Below are 23,816 nucleotides of genomic sequence, written 5' to 3' on the forward strand. Positions count from 1 at the left end.
GTGGAGACCACACCAAGAACACGAGCGAGCCGCGCAAACAGTTCAATCGCCGAGAAGCTCGGCTCTCGGTCAAGCTAGCATCGCTTCATGTCTGTCGCGTCGGCCTGGCGGCCCGGAACCGTGCGCGCGGCCGCCGGGGGACTGTTCGCACTGACCATCGCGACCTTCCTCGCGGTCACGACGGAGATGCTGCCGGTCGGCCTGCTGCCGGCGATCGGCGACGAGGTCGGGGTGTCCGACTCGATCACCGGGCTCCTCGTCACGGTGTACGCCTTCATGGTCGCCGTACTCGCGGTGCCGCTGACTCTGTGGACCGCCCGCATCTCGCGCAAGCGGCTGCTCCTGGCCACCCTGGTCGCGTACACACTGAGCAATGTCGTCGTCGCCGTCGCGCCGAACTTCGCCGTGCTCGCCGCGGGTCGGGCCTTCGGCGGAATCGCCCACGCCCTGTTCTTCTCGGTGAGCATCGGATACGCCTCCCGTCTGGTTCAGGCGGCGTACACCGGGCGCGCCCTCGCGCTCGTCACCGCCGGCGCCTCCGCCGGGTTCGTTCTCGGGGTGCCGTTGTCGACCTCGCTGGGAACCGCGCTGGGGTGGCGCGCCGCGTTCGGCGTACTGGCGGGGGTGTGTGCCCTGACCGTGGTGATCGTCGCCCTGCTGCTTCCGGCGGTGCCCGGCGGCGGCACGAGTCACAAGGGAGAGGGCGCCGGGGCCCGTCGCATCCGGCTCGGAATCGTCTCCACGGCGAACGCGGTCGTCTATCTGGGGCACTTCACCGTATACACCTACATCTCCGTGCTCCTGCTGGCGGCGGGGCTGTCGGCGGCGGGTGTCGGTCCCGTACTGCTCGGCGTCGGCGCCGTCGGTCTCCTCGGCACCTGGTTCGCGGCGACCAATCTCGATCGCCGGCCTCGCACCGCGGTCATCCTGCTGCTCAGCGTCGTGACGGTCGGACTGGTGGCGCTCGGGATCGCGTACCCGGCACTCGGGGGCGTGCTGGCGGCGACGGCGTTCTGGGGTGCGGGGTTCGGCGGTGTCGCCTCGGTGTTCCAGACGGCGGCGATCCGCACCCGTGGCGCGTCTCCCGAAGTGATCGGCGCTCTCGTCAACTCGACGGCGAACATCGGCATCGGTGCGGGAGCGGCGATCGGAGCGGCCGTTCTGGCGGGGCCGGGGCTCGGCTGGTTGCCGTTCGCGGGTGCGGCGCTCGTTTTCGCCGGGGGGATCATCGTGCTCGTGGCGCGCCGATCCTTCCCCGCATCGCCGTAGAGCTCAGCCGACGACGAGCACAGCCGTAGAGCTCACCCCCCGTACGCCGCGAGGAACCGGTCGCGGAACGCGTCCATCCGCCACACCGGCGCCGCGGCCGACGGCAGCATCCCCGGCTCCCACTTCCACGACGAGACGCGGTCCATTACAGCGGGGTCCTTCGAAATGATGCTGACCGGAACGTCGTGGTTCGCGCCCGTTCCGCTGACCTCGGTGGCCGGCTGGTGGTCGCCGAGCACGACCAGCACCAGATTCGGATCGTCGAAGGTGGTGAGGAACGAGAAGAGGCTGCTCATCGAGTACTCGATCGACTGGCCGTAGACCTGCTGCACGTGACGCGGGTCCTGCCAGACGACGCTGGGCGGCAGGCCCTGCGCGGGCTGCGGGTCGTAGATCGAGCCGTCGCCGACCGACGCCCACGGCACGAGGTTCGGCAGCGGCGTCCAGGGCGTGTGCGACGACACGAAGTCGATCTCGGCCATCAGCGGCTTGTGCGGCTTCGCCAGTTCGTGCTGCTGGAAGTACGACCAGGTGTACTGGTCGGGAACCCGCGCGTAACTGAACTTCGGGCCCGCATACCCGACATTCGTCGCATTGAGCTGGCTGCCGTAGTGGTAGAACGAGCGCCCGACCGGCCACGTCTTCGTGTCCGACGGCACGTCGCTGATCGTCTGCCAGCCCCCCTTCCTGAAGGCGTCGCTGAGGGTGAAGCGGATGCCCGAGGTGACTTGGTCGTACTTCTGCTGGGAGTCGATCCACAGGCCGGTTTGCAGTGTCGAGTGGGCGAGCCAGCTGATCCCGCCGAACGTCGACGACGTCAGGAACGCGCTGCGCTCGGAGTAGCCCTTCGCGGCCAGCTGGGCGTTTCCCGTTCGGAGCACGGCATCCACCCCGCTGGAGAAGGGGGTGTTCTGCACGGCCACCTGCCCGTAGCTCTCGATGAACGCGACGATGACGTCCTTTCCCTTCAGCCCGGTGAGCAGCTTCGATGCGGGCTGCGATGCATACGCGTCCGTCGCCGCCGCCTGGTCGAATGCCGCCTGGCTTCGCGCAGCAGCGCCCAGCTGATCGGTCTTGGCCACGGCTGCCGCGACGGAATCGGACGCCGCGATCGGCTCGCCCGGCACGAGCTGCGCGCCGACGAGCGCGAGCACGACCCAGCCCGCGGTGAGAGCAGACACCCCGATGAGCGAGATCCGCCGCCCGCGGCCGAGGATCGCGGCGAGGTGCAGCAGCGAGGCAGCGACCGCGACGATGAGCCCGGCCGTCGCGACGACCACGAGAACCAGGATGGCGACCGCTGCGATCGATCCCGTCGCATCGCTGACAACGCCGTACCCATCCACCAGCTCGGGCCAGCCGGTCACCACATCGAACGGTCGGCCGACGGTCGCGGTGAATCCGCGGTCGAGGGCGGCGGTGAGCGTGGCGAGCACCAGAACGACGGCGACGACCGTCGCGACGATACGGCGCACCCAGCGCCAGGGAACGAACGCCAGCACGATGAGCGCCAGGATGCTCTCCAGCGGGATCCGAGCCAGCGCCAGCGCCGAACCTGACGCAATCACGCCGGGGGCCAGCGAGACGACGAAGAGCGTGATCGCCGACAGCACCGTCGCGATGGCCGTCCTGACGGTGCGGGCACGCGTCCGAGTGGACGACCTCTGGGCGGGCGCCGTCGGGGTACCGCTCACGACCGGTCCCGGGCGGTCGCCCGGGGCTCCGGGCACACGGGTGACGAGTCGGGTTCGAGCACGAACCGGTCGGACAACGCGTAGCGCAGCAGCACCACGTCGCCGACCTGCTTCACGCCGGCGAGCTCGGCCCGCCGGTCGGCGGTCCACGGGAAGGCGCCGTCGCCGACGAAGCGGGGAGCCCGCCGGTCTCCGACGAAGAGCGGTGCGACGGCGACATGCAGTTCGTCGACGAGATCCGCGGCGAGGAACTGCGTCAGCGTGGTGCCGCCGCCTTCGACCATGACGCGCCGTGCGCCCCGATCAGCCAGCTCCGAGAGCAGGTCGGCCATCACCACGACGTCGCCGAGCGGGACCACCGTCGCCGCATCGCCGAGGCGCCCGCGGATGCGCGGCGCCTCCGAGCGCGGGCAGTACACGAGCTTCGTCGCGTCGCCATCGGTGAAGAACGCGGCCTCAGGGTCGAGGTCGCCCGTCGCCGTCACGGTCACCTTCCAGGGCGTGCGCGCCAATCCGGATGCCACCCGCCGGTCCTGCCGCTCGGCACTGCGCACCAGCAGTCGCGGGTTGTCCAACCGCACCGTGCGCGCCCCGACCAGGATGGCGTCGTGGTGCGCGCGGACCTCATCCACCCGATCGAAGTCCGCTGCGTTCGAGAGGGCGAGCCTCGGCGGGTCGACGCTGTCGAGGTACCCGTCGAGGGAGATCGCGCAGCTGAGGGTCACGTAGGGCTTGTCGATCACGATGAGACCTCCTGGTGATGAGGGATGCGAGCCGCGCCACGATCACGCCGGGCACGACCGAGAGGATCGCGAGCACGCCGAACAGGGTCGCCGCGGAGACCCCGGCGGCTGCGCCGAAGCCGGCCACCGCGAAGGCCCAGCCGGCGACTCCCTCGCGGGGGCCCCATCCGCCGATGTTGAAGGGAATGGAGGCGGCGAGCAGCACGACGATCGCGAGCGTCAGCAGTCGCAGCGGCGGCACGTCGATGCCCACCGCGAACGTCGCGACGGCGAACGTCGCCACGTGACAGCAGACGACCACGACCGAGGCGGCGACGGCCTGGATGGCGACCGCCGGCGAGCCCAGTCCGGCGCGGAGTTCGTCCACCTCGTGCCGCAGCACGCGCCTGACCCGGATGCTCGCCCAGGCCGCGGCGACGGCGGCGACGGCCAGCACGACGAGTACCACACCGATCGCGGGGAACAGGACGCCCTCGAACTCGGCTCCGAAGAGCATCACGATCACCACGGCGATCCCGAGCTGCACCACCTGACCGACCGCGCGTTCGACCGCGACGGCGCGCGCGGCCATCCTGACGCTGTCGGCACGGCGGCCATGGCCGACCGCCCGCTGCACGTCCCCGATCACCCCGCCCGGCAGCACCGTGTTGAGGAACTGGGACTGGTAGTACATGCCCACCGCCGTCGGCCAGCCCAGCCCGACGCCGAGGCGTCGGGCGATGAGCTGCCACCGCCAGGCGGCCGCCGCCGTCGCGATCGCGGCCAGAACGACCGCCGCGCCGATCGCGGCCCCGTTGAGGCTCTGCAGCCCGTGGAGGAACGGCCCGGCGCCGACCCGGGCGACGATGGCGACCAGCACACCTCCGCCGATGACGACCCGAACGGTCAGCCGGAACCACCGCGAGCCGACGACGGCGCGGGCGCGTTCGAGGGCGATGCGACGAGTCATCGCGGCCACGCCAGCAGATCGAGGTGATACACGACCACCGAGAGCTCCCCGCGATCCGCCTGGGCCCGACGCAGCTCCCGGTAGGCGGCGCCGTGCTCGCGCAACGCGGGGGACTGCTCCTCGGCTGCATCGACCCAGCCGTCGAACCACTCGGCGAGCAGCCGGGGGTCGCGGTCGTCCAATCGCCAGCTCGTACGCGCCGTGCGCACCTTCCACCCCGCCTCCGCGAAGAGCCCGCGGACGATCGGAGCCCCGTACCGGCCGAGCAGCCTGCGACCGCGCACCTCCCGTCGTTGATGAGCGTTGAACGCGCTCTCGACGAGCAGGTCGTGTGGATCGCGGGGTCGCAGCTCGACCTCGCCGACCACACTGAGCGACAGGAGCGTCGGTGCACCGACCGCGACGCAGGCGGTGACGATCGCGTGCGCCTCGCGGGAGGTCAGCACGTCGAGAAGTGCCGACGCCGTCACGAGCGAGGCACCGGCCAGGTCACCTGCGGCGAGCTCCGCCAGTTCTCCCAGGCGGGTGCGGATCGAGACGGGGGACCCGGACAGATCCCGGGGAGGCTCGGGATCGAGTGCGTGCGCGGTGAGGCGCGCATTCCAGTCGTGGAGCACCCAGGTCTGCGGGCCCGGCAGCTGAGGTGCGAGCCAGCGCATCATGGACCCGGTGCCGCTGCCGAGATCGTGGACGGTGATCGGTCCGACGGGGAGAAGGGTGCGGACATTGCGCGCGAGATCGCCGGAACGGGCGCGCGCGTCCTCGGCCTCGCGAAGCGCGAGCCAGTCGCTGCTGACCTCGACGACCTCCGTCATGATCGTGCCGCCTGTCGCTCGGCGGCCCGTGCTGTGACGGCGGCATCGAGGGCCGCGCTGACGATCGCGGCGGTGTCGCCCCACCGCCGCGCCGCGCCGCGCGCCGTCAGGGCCGCCGCCGTGAGCTCCCGGCGCCGATCGGCACTGGCCCACCATTGACGCAGCACGACGGCGAGTGCCCACGGGTCGTCGGGCGACACGATCATCCCCCCTTCGTTCCGCGCGATCGCCTCGGGGATCCCGCCGACCCCGCTCGCCAGCACCGGGATGCCGCGCGCGAGGGCTTCGGCGACCGCCATGCCGTAGCTCTCGGTGCGGGACGGCAGGACAACGAGGTCTGCCTGACGGTACGCCTCGTCGAGCGCGGCCCCGGTGAGCACCCCGGTGAAGGTGATCCGCTCGGCGAGTCCGGCCGCCGCGATGGCGTCCTTCAGCTCGGCGACGAAGTCGGGTGCGGCCTCCAGCGATCCGACGATCGTGCAGGTCCAGCCCTCGAGGTCGGCGAACCCGGCCAGCGCTCGCACGAGCAGATCCTGGCCCTTGTGCGGCGCGACCGTCGCGACGCAGAGCAACCGCCCACCGGATGGGGACACCGTCGTCACCGGTGCGGCGTCCGTCCCCGGGTGGGCGACGACGATGCGGTGCGGATCCGCCGCATCCTGCGCGATGAGCTCGGAACGTGTCCAGCCGCTCGTCGCGATGATGCGCTGAGCGACCCGGAACGCGGCGCGCTCGTCGTCGGTCAGCTCGCCGGCGACCATGTGCGCGAGAACGACGAGGCGCAGTCGTGCTCCGTGGTCGGCGACAGCGGCGGATTCGCGGGCGAGGAGGAGCCCGTCGAGCAGCACCAGGGCGCCGTCCGGCAGGGCGGTCAGGGCGGCCGCGGTCTGCCGGTCGTCGTCGCCGACGAGCGCCATCCGCATGTCCCAGCCGTCCGCGCGCAGCCCGTCGCGGACGCGCTGGTCGTACAGGTTGCCGCCGCTCACCCGACCCGGATCGTCGATGACGTCGGGGACCGCGAAGAACACGGGCGTGTCCGGATGCGCACTCACAGCGACCTCGAATAGCTCGCCCACGCGACGTGCGATTCGTGGAGGGTGACCGTGATCGAGGTCAGGTTCCGGCCCCGGCCGAGCGGCCCGTCGGCGACGCGGTCGGCGAGCCGGTCGGCTATCGCCCGGCAGAGCACCTCCGTCGTCGTGTTCGTGCCGGCGAACGCGGGCTCGTCGTCGAGGTTGCGGTAGGTGAGCGAGCCGGTGATCTCCGACAGGGCGGCGGTCGCGAGCCCGATGTCGACCACGACGCCATCCGGATCGAGGTCGTCGGCGCCGAACGTCGCGTCGACGACGAAGGTCGCGCCGTGCAGCCGCTGCGCGGGTCCGAAGACCTCGCCCGTGAAGCTGTGCGCGATCATGATGTGGTCTCGCACGGTCACCGAGAACGGCATCAGGCATCTCCCCAATCGATCGTATGGCAGAGGTCGGAGCTCGGGCCTTCGGCCAGTCCCGACAGCACCTCGGGCAGGTCCCGCCACGACGACTCGGCCGTGAGCAGAGCGTCGAAGACCGGATCGCGCAGGAGGTCCAGGGCCAGGGCCAGGCGGTCGCTCGTGGTCCGGGTATCGCGACGACGGCGGGAGACGACTCCTACCTGGCTCGCCCGGATGGTGAGGCGCCGGGAATGGAAGTCGGCGCCGAGCATCAGCGACGCCGGCCGGTCGGCGTACCAGCTCGCCTCGATCACCTCGCCCTCGGTGACGACGGTCTCGAGGGCGAGCCGCAGCCCGGCATCCGAACCGCTCGTGTTGATGACGAGGTCGCGATCGTGCGGAGCCGCGGCCGGCTCGGCGAAGGCCACGCCGAGCCGCTCGGCGATGGAGCGCCGCGCCGGATCGACGTCGACAAGCGTGACCTCGACCCCGGGGATGCCCTGAGCGAGCCGCGCGACGCAGCACCCGATCATCCCGGCCCCGATGACGGTCAGGCGGTCGCCGACGAGCGGTGCGGCATCCCAGAGCACGTTGACGGCGGTCTCGACGGCGCCCGCGAGCACGGCGCGCCGGGCCGGCACCCCGTCAGGCACGGGCACGACGGCATCGGCCGGGACGACGAACGCGGACTGGTGGGGGAAGAGGGTGAAGACGGTTCGTCCGCGCAGCTCCGGCGGTCCCTGCTCGACGACGCCGACGTTCAGATAGCCGTACTTCACCGGGCCCGGGAAGTCGCCCTCCTGAAACGGCGCCCGCATCCGTTCGTGCTCGCTCGCCGGCACGTGGCCCCCGAAGACGGACGTCTCGGTGCCGCGGCTCACACCGCTGAAAAGAGTGCGGACGAGCACCTCGCCATCGCGGGGAGACGGAAGGGTCTGGGATCGGAGAGCGCCGGCGCCCGGCTTCTCGGTCCAGAAGGCAGTGGCTTCGAGCACATTTCCTCCTCGGTGAACCAATGGTGCGCGCTCGGCGTGTTAACGGCAACAGGTGCCGTCGACGGACGAGGTGCCGTCGAGAGAAACACGAGACGCATGTGAAAAGGGTTCAACTCGAAGCGATCGGCTGGGCATCAGCCGGTGCAGCGCTCGTGCTGTTCATGGGCGTGCTGGTCGTGCAGTGGCGGATGGCCCTGCTGCCGCCATCCGGCTGGGTGGCTGTTCTCGCCTACCTGCTGGTCTCGAACGCCCTGGTCGTTCGGGGGCTGCGGCGTCGCCGCTCCGCCCGATTCGGTCCCGCGAACATCGTCACCGCGATGCGCTCCACGATCGTCGGTGTGATCACCGGGCTGGTCGTCGCGTCCTTCACCGCACCGATCTCCATCGGGCTGCTCGTCGCGCTCGTCGTGCCCGCGCTCGCCCTCGACGCGGTCGATGGCTGGGTCGCGCGACGCACCGGCACGACGAGCGAGCTCGGCGCCCGGTTCGACATGGAGGTGGATGCGTTCCTCCTCCTCGTGCTCAGCGTCTTCGTCGCGCAGACCATGGGGCTGTGGGTGCTGGCCATCGGGTTGCTGCGGTACGCGTTCGTGGCGGCCGGATGGGCGCTGCCGTGGATGCGACGGCAGCTCCCGCCCCGCTACTGGCGCAAGGTGGTGACGGCCGTCGCGGGCATCGCCCTCGCGATCGCCGCCTCCGGCCTTCTGCCCGGCATCGACATCGCGCTCGTAGCGTTCGCGCTGGCTCTGCTCGTCGAGTCGTTCGGACGCGACGTCAGCTGGCTGGTGGCCAGACGTCGCGACGAGGTGGGCGTGCGTCGTGCGGCGTTGAAGCAGTCGACGGTCAGGTCGCGGTGATGACGACGGTCAGGTCGCGGTGATGACGCCGGTCAGCAGCAGCACGGCGACGAGCAGTGCCAGCCCGATGCGGTACCAGATGAACACGGTGATCGGGTGGTGGGCGACGATGCGCAGCAGCCAGGCGATCGCCGCGTACGCGACCACCAGGCTGACGATCGTCGCCAGGATCGTCGGGAGCCAGCCGACGGATGCACTGATCGCGCCCGCCTGCGTGACCCCTTCGTAGCCGCCCGCCGCCACGAGGGCCGGGATCGAGAGGAAGAACGAGACGCGGGTCGCCGCCACCCGGTTCAGTCCGCGGAAGAGGCCGGCGCTGATCGTGGCGCCGGACCGCGAGACGCCGGGGATGAGCGCGATGCACTGGAACAGCCCGATCACGATCGCGTCGACGATGGTGACCTTCCGTTCGTCGCGTTTCTGGGTGGCGACGCGTTCGGCCGCCCACATCACGATGCTCCAGAGCACCAGCGCGGCGACGACGACCCAGAGATTGCGCAGCCCGCCCGAGATGAGGTCTTTGGCCAGGAAGCCGACGATGCCGATCGGGATGGAGCCGACGATCACGTACCAGGCGAGCCGGTAGTCGGGGTCGTCCCTGGCCCGGCGGCTGCCGAGGCCGCGGATCCAGGCGAGGAAGAGCCGGGCGATGTCCGACCGGAAGTAGATGATCACGGCGAGGATGGCGCCGACCTGGATGATGGCGGTGAAGGCGGTGACACCCTGGTCGTCGACGGTCAGCCCGAGAAGCTTCTCGACGATCGTGAGGTGACCCGTGCTGGAGACGGGCAGGAACTCGGTGATGCCTTCGACGATGCCGAGGATCAGGGCTTGCAGCAGGTTCATCCGTCGCCTCTCGTCATCACGTTGTCAGCCTTCTCGACGCTCACTAAGAATCCACTAAGCGGGGAGATACTGAGATTCTGCTCCGGCGTGGGAGGAGGGCACTGTGGCCGACGCGGAGGACGGACGGTACGACCGCCCGCTGAGCCAGGATGCGGACGCCCGGCTGAGTCCGGAGGAAGTGCGCGTGCTGTGGGACTTCGTGCACGGTGACATCATGAACGGCGCCACCCGGACGAGGCTGCGGGAGAACTGGGGGATGTGCGCCCGGCATTCCTGGGCCTACGCGGTGGTCGAGATCGAGCTGTGGGAGGCCGGCGCCGGCATGAGGGGCGGGCATCAACCCTTCGATCTCACGATCCTCTACGCCGACCTGCTCCGGACGATGGTGGAGAAGCTCGGCACCGGGCACGCCGGGCGCCGCGGCCGGACGAGGGCACTCGAACGGCACGGAGGCTGTGTGATCTGCGCCGACGTACGCGGCGAGACGCAGGGCGGGGTGACACACGCCGGTCTCGACCTCCGGCAGCTCACGCTGGAGGCGAACTGGATGCGCTTCACCCGAGAGTGGCTCGCCGAGACGCGGCCGGAATGGTCGGCGAGCGTGTGCCCGGATTGCGCGGCGGCGGCAGGGGCGACGGTTTCGCCGGGAACGCTGCCCTGCCGGATGCACCTGCTGACTTCGGGCGTGTCCAGCGACGCGTGGTGGGAGCTGACGCGAACGGTCCTCGCCGAGCTCGCGGTCGAGGTGCGCGCCCTGACCGATTCGATGACCCAGAGCGGACTCCCGGCCACGGCCGCCGAGAACGCGTCGTGGGTGAAGGCGGTCGGCTGGTTTACCGGCTGGGACTTCCCGCTCGCCCTCAGCCGGTCGTAGCTCACGCCTCGGAGCCCAACACAATCCCACCCGATGATTACGTCCCGCTTGGCTCGCCCGCAATCTCGTGGAAAGACCGTCGGTGCGATCGATCCTGGTGACACGATGCCGCTGTGTTGTTGGCATACATAGACGAGTCGGGAAACACCGGCGACGTTTCCAAGGGCGGATCGACCTCCCACTATGTGCTGGGGTGTGTCCTGGTGGACGCCGATAAATGGTCGGCGGGGTTCGACGATCTCGTCGAGTTCCGACGGCGGCTGCGCGACCGATTCCAGCTTCCGGTGCGGGCGGAGGTGAAAGCCAACTACCTCATCCGTTCGGGCGGCCCGTTCCGTGCGCTCGGGCTAGCGCCCGCGGAACGTGCTCTCATCTACGGGGCGCATCTGGACATGCTTGCCGGTATCGACGCTCGCGCCTTCGCGATTGTGATCGACAAGGAGCGCAACTCAACGGTCGGCACCGCGTGCTTCGAGCTGGCGTGGACCACGCTTCTCCAGCGTCTCGAACGCACGACCCACTACGAGCGCGAGGGGATGATGCTCATCCACGACAACGGCGAGAACGACGCCGTACGCAGGATTGTTCGAAAGGCGCGACGGTTCATGACCGCCGGGAGCATGACAGGGAACGGGTCCATCCGGGTCGATGCCAAGAACTTCATCGATGATCCGGTGCCCAGAGCATCGCACGAGTCGTACTTCGTCCAGATGGCCGACCTGGTTGCGTATGCCGGCTGGCGTGCTCTCGTGCCGCCGAGTTCGTCCGTCGCTACCGTTGCGCCTGCGGAAACCTGGCAACGGCTCGGCTCTGCCGTCCACACCGCAGTGAATCGATACTCAGGGGGCGTGCCCGGTGTCGTCTTCCGGTAGCAATAGAAAGGCCCCCGGCGAGGCCGGGGGCGGGAAGCGCCTACCCCTGACATGCGTCAGGATCAGCACTTATAGGCAGAGTATCAGGCCGGTTCGAGCTTCGTCACGAAACCGCACCGTTCATCCTCAACGCGCGCTGATCATCGGGCAATAAATGCAATTGGCGGGTCGGACGCGACGACCGCAGGCCAAGCGGTGCAGCCGCTCAGTCGCCGTCGAGCAGCTCGAGCAGGCGGGTGGTCGTACGCCAGCTGCGCGACGTGATCTGCTGAAAGACCGGCATCGCCATGAAGCGCTGGATGCGCGTCTTGGTCGCCCGGGCCGCGACGCGTGAGAAGTAGATGGCGCCGGGGCCGAGCGCGACGGCGTCGACCCCCTCGCGCAGCTCCGGCAGCTCGGCGTAGGCGGCTTCTGCGGTGAGCGGCTGCTTCACGAAGAACACGTCGCTGCGCAGCTGATCGGAGCCGTGGTCGGCGGGCGCGGCCGCGACCGTCGCGGCGAGTTCGCCGTGCGAGCGGACCACCACGAGGATCGGGAGCTCGAACCGTTCCCGGAGCATCCGCTCCAGAGCATCCTCCACGCCCGCTCCTGTCGCCGGATGCCCGGTGAACAGCACGTTCCCGCTCTGCAGGTGGGTGCGCACATCCTGGTACCCGGCCTCAGTGAAGGCCTCGGCCAGGGCGGGCATCCCGATCAGGTTCTTGCCGCCCACATTGATGCCGCGCAGCAACGCGACCGACGACGCCGTTGGTGTCATCTCCCCAGCATCCCACTCGCAGCCGACACCGGCGCCCGACACCGGCGCCCGACACCGCAGCCGACACAGCAGAGCGNNNNCCCCCCCCGCTCAGTCGTCGAGAGTCCGTCAGTCGAGGTCTTCGACCCCGAGGGCGAGCGCCTGCGCGCGGCGCGTGCGCATCGACGGTGCGATGATCGCGGCGATGATCGCAAGCACGGCGACGCCGGCGCACACCCAGAAGCCGATGGTGAAGGCGTCGTCCGTCGGCAGCCCCTGAGGGGACGCGTTCGACGAGATGATCGCCGCGATCACGGCCGTGCCGATCGAGCTTCCGATCGTCCGCGCGATCGTGTTGACGCTCATCGCCTCACCGGTCTGGCCGGCGGGGACGCTCTCGATGATCGCGTTCGACATCGACGCGAACGCCAGGCCGATACCCGCGCCGGTGAGAACACCGGAGGCGACGACCTGCCACAGCTCGCCGTGCGAGATCGCAGGCAGGATGAACGCGGCCGTCACGAGGATGCCACCGGCGATCATCGGCGGCTTCGGGCCGATCTTGCGCACCATGATGCCGGCGACCGGTCCGAAGATCACCATCATGACCACGGTGGGCAGCAGGAAGAGGCCGGCGGAGGAGACCGTCTCGCCGAAGCCGTAGCCGGTGATCTTCGGCAGCTGCAGCAGGGTCGGGACCAGCACGAAGGTGCCGAACATCGCGAAGCCGAAGATCAGGGCGACCGCGTTGGCCGTCCACACGCCGCGCACCTTGAACAGCCGCATGTCGATGAGCGGCTCCTTCACGCGCAGCTCCACGAACACGAACACGATGAGCGCCACGGCGCCCAGGATCAGCAGGCTGATCGTGCTGCCGGCGTCCCAGCCCCACTCCTCGCCCTTGCTGATCGCGAGCAGGATCGAGACGAGCGCCACCGACAGGATGGCCGCGCCGACCACGTCGAGGCGACCCGGCTTGCGGATCGGCGACTCCGGCATCCCGAAGATGACGCCCAGCAGCGCGATGGCGATCAGGATGCCCGGCAGCCAGAACAGCCACGGCCACGAGAGGTTCTCGATGATCGGGCCGGCCGCGACGATGCCGATACCGGCGCCGACGCCGAAGATCGCCGACAGCAGACCGATGGTCACGCTGACCCGCTCGTGCGGCAGTTCGTCGCGCACGATGCCGATCGAGAGCGGCATCACCGCGCCGGCGGCTCCCTGCAGCGCTCGCGCGACGATCAGCACGCCGAGGTTCGGGGCGATGGCGGCGAGCACGGTTCCGACGAGAGCCAGCGCAAGCACGACGATCAGGATGCGGCGCTTGCCGACCATGTCGCCGAGGCGTCCGAGGATCGGTGTCATGACGGACGCGGACAGCAGGTAGGCGGTGATGATCCAGCTGGCGTCGCTGGTGGTGGCGCCGAGGTCTTTGCCCATGGTGGCGAGCGCCGGCGCGACGAGGGACTGCAGCACCGAGAACGCGAGGCCACCGAGGGCCAGGTAGACGACGATGAGGGTGGACCTGCGTTTTGCGGGGGTCTTCGCGGGGGCGACCGCGGGAACGGAGCCCGTTGCGGGCCCGTCGATCGTTCGAGACATTTCTCTCCGAGATGATGTAAACATTTGCTGACTTACGAATACTAGTCAGAGAACGCGACAAGTCAATGCGCGTTTACTTCCCAGGCGGCGACTTGTACCGTGGAGGAGACGAAAGGACGACATGGCTTCCGGCACGCCCGTGCTCACCGTCAGCGACGACGAAGTGAGCGCCTCCAGCCCGATCAAGACCCGCGACGCCGGCAACACGCAGCAGCTCCTGCTCCACGCTGCGCGCCGGCGCTTCGCCCGCGACGGCTACGCCGCGACGACCGTGCGCGAGATCGCTGCGGACGCCGGCGTGAACGTCGCGCTCATCAACCGATACTTCACCTCGAAGGAGGGGCTGTTCGAGGCCTGCCTGACCCGAGTGGTCGAGCGGCTCGAGCGGCCTGGTGAGGTGGTGGATTCCATCGAGCGCGCGGCGCGCGACATCATCCGCACGATCAGCGATTCGCCGAACGGCGACGACTCGCTTCAACTGCTCCTACTGCTGCGCACCTCGGGCGATGAGGGTGCTGAGCGCATCCGGCGCGCCACGTTCCGCAACTTCACCGAGCGCCTGGCGGCCGCTGCCGGATGGCGGCGCGACGATCCGACCACCGAGCACCTCATGCTGCGCGCACAGCTCGCCATGGCGACCGCGTTCGGCACCGTACTGCTGCGCTCGACCTCCGGGCTGGAGCCGCTCACGTCGGCGAGCGAGAGCGAACTGAGCGGACCGCTCACCGAGGTGCTGACGGGACTGCTTGCGCCGTAGCCTCGGCGACCACGGGTGCGTCGACCCCGAGAGCGCGCAGCAGATACACCATGTGTGCGCGCACGTCGATCGTGTTGTCATAGAGCCATTGGGTGCGCAGGCCGTCCCAGCTCGCGAAGACCAGAGCCGAGACCGCGTCAGCGTCGACATCCGCCGCGACGCGGCCGGCGGTCTGCAGGTCGATCAGCGCGTTGCGCACCAGCAACCGGATGGTCTCATAGCGGTTCCGCAGGTAGTCGTGGGCGACGTGCTCCGGCTCGGTCGCCTCTCCGGTCACCCGCAGGGCCAGCTGGGTCATGCCGGGTGAGGTGATCTCGGTCTCGATCGCATCCAGGATGCCCGTCACCAGGTCGTCGGCGAAGTTCCGGTTGTCCGCGTCGGTCTCGATCGCGGTGACCTCGTCTTCATGGCGGAGGATCTCGGCGAACAGGGCGTCCTTCGAGCCGAAGTAGTGGAGCAGGCCGTTCTGGCTGAGCCCGGCGGCATCCGCGAGGTTCTTGACCGTCGCGGCCGAGTATCCGTCGCGGGCGATCACCTCGAGTGCGACGTCGAGGATCTCGGCGCGCTTCGCCTTGCCTTTCGCGTACGGACCACGGGCTCCCATAAACAGCATGATATGCGGCTTTGACTTGCGCCGCACGAAAGCCGTATGGCATGCTGCTTTCGCCGACACATGGCGGACGACCGTTCTGCCATACACCTGAGTGCCGGTCATCACCGACGATGGGACCCCTCCATGAGCGACACCCTGGCCCCCGAACCCACCTCTGCGTCCAGCCCGGACCCCGACCCCGTGTCCGAAGCCGCTGGTCGCAAGGCCGGCAAGCGCGACGTCATCCTCGACCCTGCCGAGCCGGGCACCTCCCCGATCCTGGTCAAGGGTCCGCTCTCGCGTCGCTACCTGACCTGGTACACGATCCTCACCATCGCGATCAGCGCGGTCTGGGGCGCCGTGCTCGGGATCATGCTGCCGAACCACGTGCAGCTGCTCGAGTTCGGCCAGTGGTTCACCGGCGCGAACGCCGGAGTCGACCTCCAGAAGCTCACCCTGCTGCAGCAGGCGGTCGACGCGGGCACGACCACCGCGACGGGCGCGCAGGCCCACCAACTCGACCTGCTCACGGGGTTCAACGCGGCACGGGCTCAGTCGCTGGCGATCATCACCTCGATCGGTGTGGTTCTGACGATGCTGGTGCAGCCGGTCGTCGGTGTTCTCGCCGACCGGACGCGCAGCCGCTGGGGCCGACGCGCTCCCTGGATCCTGTTCGGATCGCTGATCGGCTCGCTCCTGCTCGTGCTGATGCGCTTCGCTCCCACGCTCGCTGTGCTGGCGATCGTCTACATGGTCGCGCAGGCGGCCATCAACGCGGCCGTCGGGCCGCTCGCAACCACCGTGGCCGACCGGATGCCCGTCAACCGACGCGGAACGGCCTCGGCTCTCGGCGGGTTCGGCAACTTCTTCGGAGGCCTGCTCGGCGGCCTCGCCGCAGGATCGCTCTTCGCGGTGCTCGGCCTCGACATCTACTTCATCGTGGCGGCGTTCGTCGCCTTCGCCGGAGTGATGTTCGTGCTCTTCGCCCGCGACCGGTCGTCGAAGAACCTCCTCGTGCCGAAGATGAACTGGAAGTCCTTCTTCATCGGCTTCACGATCGCTCTGCGGTCGCGCAACTTCCGCTGGGTGTGGGTGGCTCGCATCCTGCTCAGCTTCGGCTACACGGTGTCGACGGCGTTGAGCCTCTACATGCTGCAGAGCTACATCCGGCCGGCCCTCAGCCAGGTGCAGGCGACCCAGCTGGCGCCGCTGCTCACGCTGGTCGGCGTGCCCATCACGATCATCGCGCTCTTCATCGCCGGCAAGCTCTCCGACAAGCTCGGAAAGCGACGCATCTTCGTCATCGTCGCCTCGGTGCTGATGGCGCTGTCGATGCTCATCCCGATCGTGTCGCCGACCATTCTGGGACTGTTCCTGCAGGCGATCGTGGGCGGTATCGCGTTCGGCATCTACCTGCCGGTCGACCAGGCGCTCTTCATCGACGTGCTGCCCGACGAGAAGGCGGCCGGGCGCGACCTGGGCGTCGCCGGGCTCGGCTCGAATCTCGGCCAGGCGCTCGGCCCCATCCTCGCGGGCGCCGTCGTGGCGACGACGGGCGGCTACGTGGGCGTCTGGATCGCTGCATGCGTGCTCGTGATCCTGGCGGCCGTCGCGATCTTCCCGCTCAAGGGCATCAAGTAGCCGGATGCGCACTGCCGCATCCCGCGCATCCCACCGCATCCGCCCCATCGATCCACAGGAGTGACCCCATGAGCGCAGAACAGAGCACGACCGAACGCACCGGCCTCATCGGCGTCGAGTGGGAGGCGGACGGCGTGGACGAGGTGCACGCGCATCCGTACGTCGACGTCGACGAGTGGCGGGCGAGCCCCGTCGCCCACCGCTACGTGCACGGCGGGTTCACTGGCACCGACACCCGGTTCTCGTTCTACTTCCCCGAAGAGGCGGACTACCAGGGACGGTTCTTCCAGCACGTCACGCCCGTGCCGCAGAGCGAGAACCTCGCCCCGGAGGAGCTCGGCGAGTACAACAAGATCGCGTTCGCGGTCGAGAGCGGCGCCGCCTTCGTCGAGACGAACGGCGGCGGTCCGGATGCCGCGAACCCGTTCTCGGGCATGGATCCGACGATCGGCGCGTACCGCGCCAACGCCGCTGCAGCGCGCTTCGCTCGCGTCGTTGCGCGGGAGCTCTTCGGCGACCACCGCACGTACGGCTATCTCTACGGCGGCAGCGGTGGCGCGTACCGCACGATCGGCGCGGCCGAGAACACCCGCGGTGTCTGGGACGGGTTCGTCCCGTACGTCCCGGGCAGCCCGCTGTCGATCCCGAATGTGTTCAGCGTCCGGATGCACGCCCAGCGCGTTCTCCGCGATGCGTTCTCGGCGATCGTCGACGCGTACGACGTCGGCGGAGACACCGCAGCGCTCGACCTGACGGACGATGAAGCCGCCGCGCTGGCCGAGGTCACGAAGATGGGGTTCCCTCCCCGTTCGTGGTTCGGCTGGCGGACCATGGGCATGCACGCGTTCAGCGTGCTCTATCCGGGCGTGTTGGCGGCCGATCCGACGTATCCGGCGGAGTTCTGGACCGTCGACGGCTACCTCGGCTCCGACGCGGCGTCGTCGGTGCACCGCGATCGTGTGCAGCTGACCACGTCCATCACCGAGCTCGTCGACGAGGGCGCGAGCCGAGGCGATGAACTCGTCGCCGGCGGTGTCGACGAGTCGTTCCTCCACACCGCGTCCGCGGGAACGGTGGTCTCTTCACTGCGACTGGCCGAAGCGCCCAACGGCTGGATCCTCGGTGCGCAGCTCGCCGTCGCAAGCGGGGCGGCTGCCGGCAGTGTCATCCGGTTGTCGGGTGTCGAGGGGGATCTCGCCCGGATCGAGCCCGGCCAGGACGCGATCGTCGCGGCGCTCGCCGTGGGCGACGAGGTCACCGTCGACAACTCGAACTTCCTCGCCGCCCAGACGTACCACCGGCACCAGGTGCCCGGCGCCGAGTACACCGTCTGGGATCAGTTCCGTGGCGACGACGGCGCGCCCCTGTATCCGCAACGGCCGATGCTGCTCGGCCCGCTCTTCACGCAGAGCACAGCCGGATCGCTGCCGACCGGAACGATCTCGGAGAAGATGATCGTGGTCGCGTGCCTGCTCGACCGGGAGGCGTTCCCGTGGCAGGCGGACTGGTACCGCGCCAGGGTCGCTGAGCACGTCGGCGGTGACGTCGACGATCAGCTGCGCCTCTGGTACGTCGACAACGCGCTGCACGGCGACGACGACCCGCAGGAGTTCCCCACGCGCACGGTCGCCTACGTCGGCGCGCTCGAGGCGGCGCTCCGGCAGCTCGCGGCCTGGGTCGAGGAGGGGGTCGAGCCGTCACCGACGACGTCGTACGACGTGGTCGACGGTCAGATCGTCGTGCCGAGCGACGCCACGGAACGGCGGGGCATCCAGCCGGTCGCGTCGCTCACCGTGAACGGCTCCGTCTGCGTGTCTGCGCGAATCGGCGAGTCGGTGTCGGTGCGGCTCGACGTGAAGACCCCCGCCCCCGGCGTCGTGGTCGAGGTCCTCCCGGACTTCGGGGGCACGGGCGTGCTCGGCGACGCGCTCGACCTCGAGGCCGCCTCTCGTGTCGTGGTCGAGCGCGAGGTCGCCTTCGACGCCCCCGGCACGTATTTCGTCGCCGCGCGTGTCGCGGCGCAGGTCGAGGGGGATGCCGCCTCGACGCACGCGCGCGTGCTGAACGTGGCGCGGGCGCGGGTGGTCGTCGAGGGGTGAGTCCGTCCCGTGCACGCACGGTGGTCCAGACTGTGTGTGCACTCATAACGGAGAGAGAGAGGGCCGCCCATGGCTGAAGCAACGGATCGGATCGCACAGCTCGAGGCCGAGGAGGCCGGGTTGGTGCTCACGGGCTTCGATCGCCGGGATGCCTGGGAACTCGGCAGCCGCCTCGCCCGCATCGCCGTGGAGCAGGGCCTCCCCGTCGTGGTCGACATTCGCACATCGACGGGGATCCTCTTCCACGCCTCGCTCCCGGGCGCGACGGCCGACAACGACAGCTGGGTCGAGAAGAAGTCGCGCACGGCGCTGAGGTTCGAGCTGAGCACGGCGCTGCTGACGGCCCAGGCCGAGCGCGACGACATCCCGTTCCTGTCGCCGGGCTGGCTCGACCCGGCCGTCTACACCCTGGCCGGGGGAGCCGTTCCCATCCGGGTCGCCGGCGTCGGGGTGGTCGCGGTGGCGACGGTCTCCGGGCTCGCCTCCGACGTCGACCACCAGCTCGTGGTCGACGCCGTTCGCGAACTCGCGGGGGCGTGAGCCGAAAGGCCCAGCCCCCGTCGCGAGCGATGGAGCGGCTCAGGCGGCCGCCAGCGCCTTGCTCTTGATCGAGTCGTACTCCGCCGGCGTGATCGCGCCGGAGTCGAGCAGCCCCTTGGCCTTCTCGATCTCGGCGGCCGGCGACGCCGTGTTCGCCACCGTGCGGATGTAGTCGTTCGTCTCCGTCTGCGCCTGACGCATCTCGCCCGCCCGGCGTTCAGCCATGCTGCGCCCGCGTGCGATCAGGTAGATGAAGGCCGCGAGGAACGGGAAGAACACCAGGAACAGCACCCAGAGCGCCTTCGCCCAGCCGTTCAGGGTGCGATCCCTGAACACGTCGATGATGACGGTGATGAATATCCAGATGCAGGAGATGGCGATATAGAACCAGAAGAACCAGACCAGATAATCCCAGAAACTCATCTCACTGCCTTTCGCTCTGCGACGTGTCGATCACGCCGGGCTGGCTCGAACATAGGGCGGCACGGCACAAACAGACATCACCCGATCCGGGTGATCCGCACGGCCGGCTAGGGACGCAGAATCCCGAGGTCGCGCGCGACGGATACCGCGGCGGTTCGAGACCCGACGTCGAGCTTCGAGAAGATGTGCACCAGGTGCGACTTCACGGTCGTCTCGCTGACGACGAGATCCGCGGCGATCTCGCTGTTGGAGCGACCGGCGGCCACGAGGCTCAGCACCTCGATCTCGCGCCTGCTGAGACTCACCTGAGGGGACCGCATCCGGTCGAGGAGCCGGCCCGCGATCGCCGGGGCAAGCGCACTCTCTCCGGAGGCGGCCGCACGCACCGCAGCGATCAGTTCGCGCGGCGGGGCATCTTTCAGGAGGTAGCCGCTCGCGCCCGCCTCCACTGCGCCGAGGATGTCGCCGTCGGTGTCGTAGTTGGTCAGCACGAGCACGTAGGGCGGGGCGTCGAGTGCCCGGATGCGGCGGGTCGCGTCCGCCCCGGTCGCCACGGTTCCGCTCGCACCCGCACCGGTCCCGGTTCCGCCGGCGGCGGGTCCGAACTGCAGATCCATCAGCACGACGTCCGGGTTCTCGCGCTCGGCCAGCGCGACCGCCTCATCGGGCGTCGACGCCTCACCGACGACCGTGAGGCCGTCTTCGTGATCGAGCAGGGCACGCAGTCCGGCGCGCACCACCGGATGGTCGTCGGCGATCACCAGGCGGATCATCCGGCGTCCTCGACCTTCAGGTCGACTGTGATGGTCGATCCGTGACCGGGCTCCGCGTCGATCGTGAGCACCCCGCCCAACTGGTCGACGCGCTCCCTCGCCGCGGTGAGGCCGAAGGAGTCGGAGGCCCCTGACGCCTTCGCGGCGGCGGCCGCGGCGGGATCGAATCCGCGCCCGTCGTCGCTGATCGTCAGTCGCACGGTGTCGGCATCCCGTTCGATCGCGATGGTCGCCGAGCGGGCCTCGGCGTGCTGCACCACGTTCGCCATCGCCCCCTGCGCGATGCGCAGCAGGGCCGTCTGCACGGGCATCGGCAGCTCCAGCTCGTCCGACACCCGCACCTGAACCTCGAGTGCGCTGCTGCGCCACTGCGTGTCCGCCAAGCGGCGGAGGGCGGCGCCGATCCCCTGCTCGACGAGCGCGGCCGGGGTGAGCTCCCGCACGAAGCGGCGTGCATCGGCGAGGTTGGTGGCCGCCGTCTCCCGGGCCAGCCGCACGTATTCGACGCCGGGGCCATCGGGCGCCTCCCGCTCGGCCGCATGCAGCAGCATCTGGATGCTCGACAGCCCTTGCGCGACGGTGTCGTGGATCTCGCGGGCCAGCCGCGCGCGTTCTGCCAGCACGCCGGACTCGCGTTCGGTCGCCAGAAGCTGGTCGCGCGTGGCGATCAGCTCGAGCATGAGCTGCTCCCGTTCCGCGGATTCGCGGGCCAGGGCCCGATAGCCGAGACCGATCAGGATGGCGACCGCTGCGCCGACGAGGGGGCCGACGACCCCGCCGACGGTCCACCCGCCGTGGATGCCGAGGGCGACGATCGCGAGAGCGGTGGCGGCGACGACCGCGATGGGACCCCACCAGCCGGGAAGCAGATGGAGGTAGAGGAAGAAGATCGGGAAGACGAGATACGCGGCCTCGGGGATGAGCCAGACGAGCGCGATCCACTCGACGGACAGCACCAGCAGCCAGAGCAGGGCGGCTCGGCGCGACGACCCGGAGCGGCGGCGAGCGAAGATGCCGCCGGCGGCATACGTCGCGAGCAGGACGGCGCAGAGGGCGACCACCACTCCGCTCGACGGCGTCGGAGAGACCACCGCCCGAACGACGACGATGCCGGTGAGGACGACGAACACCACGTGCAGGCCGGTTCGGAGACCGACGAAGACAGGGGTCAACGCGGTGTGTTTCATCTCACCTCAGACTACGTGCGCGGGGGCGCGGCGGCATCCTTCGAAAGTTCGACGTTTCCGCCCGACCTCTGGTGCGCGGAATCCGTTCGCACGGGTGATGACGGCCGGCCTCGTCCGAACGAGGGTTGAAGGGTCACGTGCTGTGACCCAGAAAGGACCCTCCTATGTTCGTCGCCTGGCGAGATCTCCGCTTCGCCCGCGGCCGCTTCATCCTGATCGGATCGGTGGTCGCCCTCATCACCCTGCTCGTCGGCTTCCTCAGCGGCCTCACCGGAGGTCTGGCCGCGCAGAACGTCTCTGCCGTGCTCGCCCTGCCCGGTGATCGGCTCGTCTTCTCGGAGCCGCCGGCCGGGGAGACGGCATCGGGGGCGAGCTTCTCCGACTCCGCGATCACCGAGGCGCAGGCGGACGCCTGGTCGACGGCGAGCGGGGTCACCGCATCCGTGCCGATCGGGATCAGCCAGACGCGTGCGCAGTCCGAGGGCACTCAGACGGCCGTGTCGATCTTCGGGGTCGGCGCCGGATTCGGCGCAGACGCACCGTCCGAGGACGGCCGACTCGTGCTGTCGGAAGGGGCCGCATCCGGCTTGTCCGCATCGGCCGGCGACACCGTGACGATCGCCGGTGTCGACTACACGGTTGCGAGCGTTCGCGGTGATGGCTGGTACAGCCACACACCGGTCGTCTTCATGACGCTGCACGACTGGCAGCGCTATTCGGCGGCGACAGGGAGCGCCGGCGCCTTCGCGACCGTCCTGTCCGTCACCGGGGACCCGGACTGGTCGGCGGTCGACGCGAACGAGCACACGATCAGCCAGACCCCGCTCGGCTCGCTGACCGCGATCGGCTCGTTCCGTTCGGAGATCGGGTCGCTGCTGCTCATGGTCGCCCTGCTGTTCGGAATCTCCGCGCTCGTGATCGGCGCCTTCTTCACCGTGTGGACGATGCAGCGAACGGGAGACATCGCCGTTCTCAAGGCTCTCGGCGCCTCCACCCGCTCCCTGGTGCGCGACGCCCTCGGGCAGGCGCTCGTGGTGCTCGTGATCGGAGTCGGTGTCGGCACCGGCGTCGTCGCGGCGCTCGGGATGCTCGCGGGCACAGCCCTGCCGTTCATCCTGAGTCCGTTCACCACCCTGCTGCCCGCCGTGCTGCTGATCGCCCTCGGCCTCGCGGGCGCGGCATTCGCCCTTCGTTCCGTCACCTCCGCCGACCCCCTCACCGCACTCGGGAGCAACCGATGATCCAGCTCGACGACGTCACCCTCACCTTCCCCGACGGCGACGGCCGCGTCACCGCCGTCGACCACGCGTCGCTCACAGCGCACCCCGGAACCGTCACCGGGATCACCGGGCCCAGCGGCTCCGGCAAGTCGAGCCTGCTCGCGGTCGCCGCCACCCTCATCCGTCCCGACTCGGGACGGGTCATGATCGACGGGGTCGACGCGGCCCGGCTCGGTGCGCGGGATGCGGGGGACCTGCGGCGCGACCACGTCGGCATCGTCTTCCAGCAGTCCAACCTGCTCCCGTCGCTGACCGCGCTCGAACAGCTCTGCGTGATGAACGAGCTCGGTCGCCGCGGCTCGCGCGCACGACGCGCGGAGGTCGCGACGCGCGCCGAGGAACTGCTCGCAGCTGTCGGTCTCGCCGAACATCGGGACAAGCGCCCGCACCAGCTCTCGGGAGGCCAGCGTCAGCGCGTCAACATCGCGCGGGCACTGATGAACGAACCGAGCGTGCTGCTGGTCGACGAGCCGACGAGCGCACTCGATCAGGAGCGCGGCGCCGCCATCATCGACCTCATCCTCCGTCTCACGGGCGAGCTGAACACGTCGACGCTGCTCGTGACCCACGACCTGGTGCACCTGCCGCGCATGCACGCGGTGCTGAACATGGTCGACGGCCGTCTCGCGCCGGCCGCGCTCCCGGCCCCCGCGCTTCCCTAGGCCCCTCGCTCAGCGGCGCCACCCGCTCAGCGGCGCCACCCGCTCAGCCGCGCTGCCCGCCCAGCGGCGCGGCCGGCGAGGGGTCGTGAATCGTCGGTTCGTCGCCGACGGAACGACGATCTGCATCACCCCGGCACGGACGGAACCCGCACCTGGCTGGGAGCCGCGCGCAGCGGAG

The 23,816-nt window shown here is 69.7% G+C and carries 24 protein-coding genes; 10 read left to right on the forward strand and 14 right to left on the reverse strand.

Annotated features, from left to right (window positions below):
• Positions 1-87: 87 nt before the first annotated feature.
• On the forward strand, positions 88-1,269 hold the full coding sequence (locus PKE84_RS08985) for an MFS transporter (RefSeq protein ID WP_271176888.1): 1,182 nt from the start codon (positions 88-90) through the stop codon (positions 1,267-1,269).
• A gap of 32 nt (positions 1,270-1,301) precedes the next feature.
• Here the strand turns inward: PKE84_RS08985 and PKE84_RS08990 are convergent, their stop codons facing one another.
• From PKE84_RS08990 to PKE84_RS09020, 7 genes are read right to left on the reverse strand one after another with little or no spacing between them, the layout of a single operon-like run.
• On the reverse strand, positions 1,302-2,963 hold the full coding sequence (locus PKE84_RS08990) for an alkaline phosphatase family protein (RefSeq protein WP_271176889.1): 1,662 nt from the start codon (positions 2,961-2,963) through the stop codon (positions 1,302-1,304).
• Positions 2,960-3,706, reverse strand: coding sequence for a RibD family protein (locus PKE84_RS08995; protein WP_271176890.1), 747 nt, complete (start codon positions 3,704-3,706; stop codon positions 2,960-2,962). The genes PKE84_RS08990 and PKE84_RS08995 overlap by 4 nt, the downstream gene beginning before the upstream one ends.
• The gene (locus PKE84_RS09000) at positions 3,588-4,655 is read right to left on the reverse strand and encodes a lysylphosphatidylglycerol synthase transmembrane domain-containing protein (RefSeq protein WP_271176891.1); all 1,068 of its coding nucleotides are present in this window, start codon (positions 4,653-4,655) and stop codon (positions 3,588-3,590) included. The genes PKE84_RS08995 and PKE84_RS09000 overlap by 119 nt, the downstream gene beginning before the upstream one ends.
• Entirely contained in the window at positions 4,652-5,470 is an 819-nt protein-coding gene (locus PKE84_RS09005) for an SAM-dependent methyltransferase (protein ID WP_271176892.1), read from the reverse strand. The genes PKE84_RS09000 and PKE84_RS09005 overlap by 4 nt, the downstream gene beginning before the upstream one ends.
• Positions 5,467-6,546, reverse strand: a complete 1,080-nt coding sequence (locus PKE84_RS09010) for a glycosyltransferase family 4 protein (protein ID WP_271176893.1) — start codon at positions 6,544-6,546, stop codon at positions 5,467-5,469. Before PKE84_RS09010 ends, PKE84_RS09005 begins: the two co-directional genes overlap by 4 nt.
• Positions 6,519-6,917: a 6-pyruvoyl trahydropterin synthase family protein gene (locus PKE84_RS09015; protein ID WP_271176894.1), complete on the reverse strand. Its 399-nt coding sequence runs from the start codon at positions 6,915-6,917 to the stop codon at positions 6,519-6,521. The genes PKE84_RS09010 and PKE84_RS09015 overlap by 28 nt, the downstream gene beginning before the upstream one ends.
• Positions 6,917-7,894 (reverse strand): zinc-dependent alcohol dehydrogenase, encoded by a 978-nt coding sequence (locus tag PKE84_RS09020; protein ID WP_271176895.1) that lies wholly within the window; start codon positions 7,892-7,894, stop codon positions 6,917-6,919. The genes PKE84_RS09015 and PKE84_RS09020 overlap by 1 nt, the downstream gene beginning before the upstream one ends.
• Before the next feature lie 98 nt (positions 7,895-7,992).
• Between PKE84_RS09020 and PKE84_RS09025 the strand changes: the two genes are divergently transcribed.
• The gene (locus PKE84_RS09025) at positions 7,993-8,751 is read left to right on the forward strand and encodes a CDP-alcohol phosphatidyltransferase family protein (RefSeq protein ID WP_271176896.1); all 759 of its coding nucleotides are present in this window, start codon (positions 7,993-7,995) and stop codon (positions 8,749-8,751) included.
• Positions 8,752-8,760: 9 nt separating this feature from the next.
• Here the strand turns inward: PKE84_RS09025 and PKE84_RS09030 are convergent, their stop codons facing one another.
• Positions 8,761-9,597, reverse strand: a complete 837-nt coding sequence (locus PKE84_RS09030; protein WP_271176897.1) for an undecaprenyl-diphosphate phosphatase — start codon at positions 9,595-9,597, stop codon at positions 8,761-8,763.
• Positions 9,598-9,700: 103 nt separating this feature from the next.
• On the opposite strand from PKE84_RS09030, the gene PKE84_RS09035 reads away from it, so the two are divergent.
• Both PKE84_RS09035 and PKE84_RS09040 read left to right on the forward strand, forming a co-directional pair.
• The gene (locus tag PKE84_RS09035) at positions 9,701-10,471 is read left to right on the forward strand and encodes a hypothetical protein (protein WP_271176898.1); all 771 of its coding nucleotides are present in this window, start codon (positions 9,701-9,703) and stop codon (positions 10,469-10,471) included.
• A gap of 113 nt (positions 10,472-10,584) precedes the next feature.
• A complete protein-coding gene (locus tag PKE84_RS09040) occupies positions 10,585-11,343 on the forward strand; it encodes a DUF3800 domain-containing protein (protein ID WP_271176899.1) in 759 nt (252 codons plus the stop codon).
• Positions 11,344-11,548: 205 nt separating this feature from the next.
• Here PKE84_RS09040 and PKE84_RS09045 read toward each other — a convergent pair whose 3' ends face one another.
• Together PKE84_RS09045 and PKE84_RS09050 are read right to left on the reverse strand one after the other, a co-directional pair.
• Positions 11,549-12,100, reverse strand: coding sequence for a DUF1697 domain-containing protein (locus PKE84_RS09045; protein ID WP_271176900.1), 552 nt, complete (start codon positions 12,098-12,100; stop codon positions 11,549-11,551).
• Positions 12,101-12,208: 108 nt separating this feature from the next.
• Positions 12,209-13,684, reverse strand: a complete 1,476-nt coding sequence (locus PKE84_RS09050) for an MFS transporter (RefSeq protein WP_271176901.1) — start codon at positions 13,682-13,684, stop codon at positions 12,209-12,211.
• 121 nt (positions 13,685-13,805) lie between these two features.
• Here PKE84_RS09050 and PKE84_RS09055 point away from each other — a divergent pair, with 121 nt between their 5' ends.
• Complete coding sequence (locus tag PKE84_RS09055) at positions 13,806-14,441, forward strand: TetR/AcrR family transcriptional regulator (RefSeq protein ID WP_271176902.1); 636 nt, start codon at positions 13,806-13,808, stop codon at positions 14,439-14,441.
• Here PKE84_RS09055 and PKE84_RS09060 read toward each other — a convergent pair.
• Positions 14,407-15,045 carry a TetR/AcrR family transcriptional regulator gene (locus PKE84_RS09060; protein WP_271176903.1) on the reverse strand — a complete coding sequence of 213 codons (639 nt, stop codon included), beginning with the start codon at positions 15,043-15,045 and terminating at the stop codon, positions 14,407-14,409. The genes PKE84_RS09055 and PKE84_RS09060 overlap by 35 nt on opposite strands.
• Before the next feature lie 132 nt (positions 15,046-15,177).
• On the opposite strand from PKE84_RS09060, the gene PKE84_RS09065 reads away from it, so the two are divergent.
• The 3 genes from PKE84_RS09065 (at position 15,178) to PKE84_RS09075 (ending at position 19,313) form a co-directional block, all read left to right on the forward strand.
• The gene (locus PKE84_RS09065) at positions 15,178-16,674 is read left to right on the forward strand and encodes an MFS transporter (RefSeq protein ID WP_271176904.1); all 1,497 of its coding nucleotides are present in this window, start codon (positions 15,178-15,180) and stop codon (positions 16,672-16,674) included.
• A gap of 68 nt (positions 16,675-16,742) precedes the next feature.
• Positions 16,743-18,773 carry a hypothetical protein gene (locus tag PKE84_RS09070; RefSeq protein WP_271176905.1) on the forward strand — a complete coding sequence of 677 codons (2,031 nt, stop codon included), beginning with the start codon at positions 16,743-16,745 and terminating at the stop codon, positions 18,771-18,773.
• Positions 18,774-18,842: 69 nt separating this feature from the next.
• Positions 18,843-19,313: a heme-binding protein gene (locus PKE84_RS09075; RefSeq protein ID WP_271176906.1), complete on the forward strand. Its 471-nt coding sequence runs from the start codon at positions 18,843-18,845 to the stop codon at positions 19,311-19,313.
• 39 nt (positions 19,314-19,352) lie between these two features.
• Here the strand turns inward: PKE84_RS09075 and PKE84_RS09080 are convergent, their stop codons facing one another.
• From PKE84_RS09080 to PKE84_RS09090, 3 genes are all read right to left on the reverse strand, one after another.
• Positions 19,353-19,736, reverse strand: a complete 384-nt coding sequence (locus tag PKE84_RS09080; RefSeq protein WP_271176907.1) for an SHOCT domain-containing protein — start codon at positions 19,734-19,736, stop codon at positions 19,353-19,355.
• A 107-nt stretch (positions 19,737-19,843) separates the two neighbouring features.
• A complete protein-coding gene (locus PKE84_RS09085) occupies positions 19,844-20,509 on the reverse strand; it encodes a response regulator (RefSeq protein ID WP_271176908.1) in 666 nt (221 codons plus the stop codon).
• Positions 20,506-21,696 (reverse strand): sensor histidine kinase, encoded by a 1,191-nt coding sequence (locus tag PKE84_RS09090; RefSeq protein ID WP_271176909.1) that lies wholly within the window; start codon positions 21,694-21,696, stop codon positions 20,506-20,508. The genes PKE84_RS09085 and PKE84_RS09090 overlap by 4 nt, the downstream gene beginning before the upstream one ends.
• 164 nt (positions 21,697-21,860) lie before the next feature.
• Between PKE84_RS09090 and PKE84_RS09095 the strand changes: the two genes are divergently transcribed.
• Together PKE84_RS09095 and PKE84_RS09100 are read left to right on the forward strand one after the other, a co-directional pair.
• Complete coding sequence (locus PKE84_RS09095) at positions 21,861-22,937, forward strand: ABC transporter permease (RefSeq protein ID WP_271176910.1); 1,077 nt, start codon at positions 21,861-21,863, stop codon at positions 22,935-22,937.
• Positions 22,934-23,638 (forward strand): ABC transporter ATP-binding protein, encoded by a 705-nt coding sequence (locus tag PKE84_RS09100; RefSeq protein WP_271176911.1) that lies wholly within the window; start codon positions 22,934-22,936, stop codon positions 23,636-23,638. Before PKE84_RS09095 ends, PKE84_RS09100 begins: the two co-directional genes overlap by 4 nt.
• Positions 23,639-23,816: the final 178 nt, after the last annotated feature.

The organism is Leifsonia poae (assembly GCF_027921845.1).
Lineage (GTDB): Bacteria > Actinomycetota > Actinomycetes > Actinomycetales > Microbacteriaceae > Leifsonia > Leifsonia poae.

Bases quoted from the DNA above. Each gene is read 5' to 3' on its own strand.
- PKE84_RS08985 (WP_271176888.1), top strand. From the start codon at position 88: ATGTCTGTCGCGTCGGCCTGGCGGCCCGGAACCGTGCGCGCGGCCGCC.
- PKE84_RS09000 (WP_271176891.1), bottom strand. From the start codon at position 4,655: ATGACTCGTCGCATCGCCCTCGAACGCGCCCGCGCCGTCGTCGGCTCG.
- PKE84_RS09005 (WP_271176892.1), bottom strand. From the start codon at position 5,470: ATGACGGAGGTCGTCGAGGTCAGCAGCGACTGGCTCGCGCTTCGCGAG.
- PKE84_RS09015 (WP_271176894.1), bottom strand. From the start codon at position 6,917: ATGCCGTTCTCGGTGACCGTGCGAGACCACATCATGATCGCGCACAGC.
- PKE84_RS09030 (WP_271176897.1), bottom strand. From the start codon at position 9,597: ATGAACCTGCTGCAAGCCCTGATCCTCGGCATCGTCGAAGGCATCACC.
- PKE84_RS09045 (WP_271176900.1), bottom strand. From the start codon at position 12,100: ATGACACCAACGGCGTCGTCGGTCGCGTTGCTGCGCGGCATCAATGTG.
- PKE84_RS09050 (WP_271176901.1), bottom strand. From the start codon at position 13,684: ATGTCTCGAACGATCGACGGGCCCGCAACGGGCTCCGTTCCCGCGGTC.
- PKE84_RS09055 (WP_271176902.1), top strand. From the start codon at position 13,806: ATGGCTTCCGGCACGCCCGTGCTCACCGTCAGCGACGACGAAGTGAGC.
- PKE84_RS09060 (WP_271176903.1), bottom strand. From the start codon at position 15,045: ATGGGAGCCCGTGGTCCGTACGCGAAAGGCAAGGCGAAGCGCGCCGAG.
- PKE84_RS09065 (WP_271176904.1), top strand. From the start codon at position 15,178: ATGAGCGACACCCTGGCCCCCGAACCCACCTCTGCGTCCAGCCCGGAC.
- PKE84_RS09070 (WP_271176905.1), top strand. From the start codon at position 16,743: ATGAGCGCAGAACAGAGCACGACCGAACGCACCGGCCTCATCGGCGTC.
- PKE84_RS09075 (WP_271176906.1), top strand. From the start codon at position 18,843: ATGGCTGAAGCAACGGATCGGATCGCACAGCTCGAGGCCGAGGAGGCC.
- PKE84_RS09080 (WP_271176907.1), bottom strand. From the start codon at position 19,736: ATGAGTTTCTGGGATTATCTGGTCTGGTTCTTCTGGTTCTATATCGCC.
- PKE84_RS09085 (WP_271176908.1), bottom strand. From the start codon at position 20,509: ATGATCCGCCTGGTGATCGCCGACGACCATCCGGTGGTGCGCGCCGGA.
- PKE84_RS09090 (WP_271176909.1), bottom strand. From the start codon at position 21,696: ATGAAACACACCGCGTTGACCCCTGTCTTCGTCGGTCTCCGAACCGGC.
- PKE84_RS09095 (WP_271176910.1), top strand. From the start codon at position 21,861: ATGTTCGTCGCCTGGCGAGATCTCCGCTTCGCCCGCGGCCGCTTCATC.
- PKE84_RS09100 (WP_271176911.1), top strand. From the start codon at position 22,934: ATGATCCAGCTCGACGACGTCACCCTCACCTTCCCCGACGGCGACGGC.